The sequence below is a fragment of the Arthrobacter sp. M71 S08 genome, from assembly GCF_059089725.1.
On sequence record NZ_JBNHEY010000014.1, the window covers coordinates 1 to 1945 of the forward strand.

A 1945-nucleotide genomic window follows, 5' to 3' on the forward strand; every position below is an offset into this window, starting at 1 on the left:
TAAGTGTTGTCCGGCGGTGTCCTACTCTCCCACACTCTCTCGGGTGCAGTACCATCGGCGCTGTGGGTCTTAGCTTCCGGGTTCGGAATGGGACCGGGCGTTTCCCCCACGCTATGACCGCCGTAACCCTTGTACCCTCATCCCCCTTTTCAGCTGGCGGTGTCCGCACTGGGTGCGGGCCGGCCGGTGGGGGCGGGAAAACTGTAGTGGTTACAACTTGGTGGTGCTTATGCAGTTGTACGTACTTCTGGTGGTGCTGTGGTGCTGTTCCCTGGCCTGCACCCTATGGCCGGCCACCCCTGGGGGTGGTGGTGGGGGTGCGGGGTTGTTGGTTGGGAACCGCATAGTGGACGCGTAGCATGTGTGTGTTTTGTGGTGTCAAGTTATCGGCGTATTAGTACCGGTCAGCTTCACGAGTCGTTAGTCCTCGCTTCCACATCCGGCCTATCAACCCAGTGGTCTGGCTGGGGGCCTCTCACACCAAATGGTGTATGGAAATCTCATCTTGAAGCAGGCTTCCCGCTTAGATGCTTTCAGCGGTTATCCCATCCGAACGTAGCTAATCAGCGGTGCACTTGGCAGTACAACTGACACACCAGAGGTTCGTCCGTCCCGGTCCTCTCGTACTAAGGACAGCCCTTCTCAAATTTCCTACGCGCGCAGCGGATAGGGACCGAACTGTCTCACGACGTTCTAAACCCAGCTCGCGTACCGCTTTAATGGGCGAACAGCCCAACCCTTGGGACCTACTCCAGCCCCAGGATGCGACGAGCCGACATCGAGGTGCCAAACCATGCCGTCGATATGGACTCTTGGGCAAGATCAGCCTGTTATCCCCGAGGTACCTTTTATCCGTTGAGCGACGGCCATTCCACAATGTGCCGCCGGATCACTAGTCCCGACTTTCGTCCCTGCTTGAGATGTCTCTCTCACAGTCAAGCTCCCTTGTGCACTTACACTCGCCACCTGATTGCCAACCAGGCTGAGGGAACCTTTGGGCGCCTCCGTTACTTTTTGGGAGGCAACCGCCCCAGTTAAACTACCCATCAGGCACTGTCCCTGACCCGGATTACGGGCCGAAGTTAGATATCCAGAGTGACCAGAGTGGTATTTCAACGATGACTCCACCTGAACTGGCGTCCAAGCTTCACAGTCTCCCACCTATCCTACACAAGCCACACCGAACACCAATACCAAACTATAGTGAAGGTCTCGGGGTCTTTCCGTCCTGCTGCGCGTAACGAGCATCTTTACTCGTAGTGCAATTTCGCCGAGTTTATGGTTGAGACAGCGGGGAAGTCGTTACTCCATTCGTGCAGGTCGGAACTTACCCGACAAGGAATTTCGCTACCTTAGGATGGTTATAGTTACCACCGCCGTTTACTGGGGCTTGAATTCCCAGCTTCGCCCACAAGTGAGCTAACCGGTCCTCTTAACCTTCCAGCACCGGGCAGGAGTCAGTCCGTATACATCGTCTTGCGACTTCGCACGGACCTGTGTTTTTAGTAAACAGTCGCTTCCCCCTGGTCTCTGCGGCCCCGATCCGCCTCCCCACAGCAAGTGTGGTTCACGGTTGGGGCCCCCCTTCTCCCGAAGTTACGGGGGCATTTTGCCGAGTTCCTTAACCATAATTCTCTCGATCGCCTTAGTATTCTCTACCTGATCACCTGTGTCGGTTTGGGGTACGGGCAGTTGGAACCTCACGCCGATGCTTTTCTCGGCAGCATAGGATCATCGGATCCCCACCCAAGGTGGGGCCCATCGGGTCTCAGAGACGGTATCAAAACCAGGACCACGGATTTGCCTATGGTCCCTCCTACATCCTTAGACCGGGACAACCATCGCCCGGCCCGACTACCTTCCTGCGTCACACCTGTTAATACGCTTACCTCCCAAGATCAGGTCCCACGCGCCCCCACAACACGGGCCCCGAAGGGCACTGGAA

2 rRNA genes are annotated in these 1945 nt (G+C 56.6%); both read right to left on the reverse strand.

The features are described 5' to 3' along the window. Positions 1-8: 8 nt before the first annotated feature. A 5S ribosomal RNA gene (gene rrf, locus AC5RTB_RS16540) occupies positions 9-125 on the reverse strand. Between the two features lie 249 nt (positions 126-374). Then, positions 375-1945, reverse strand: a 23S ribosomal RNA gene (locus AC5RTB_RS16545); the annotation flags it as partial.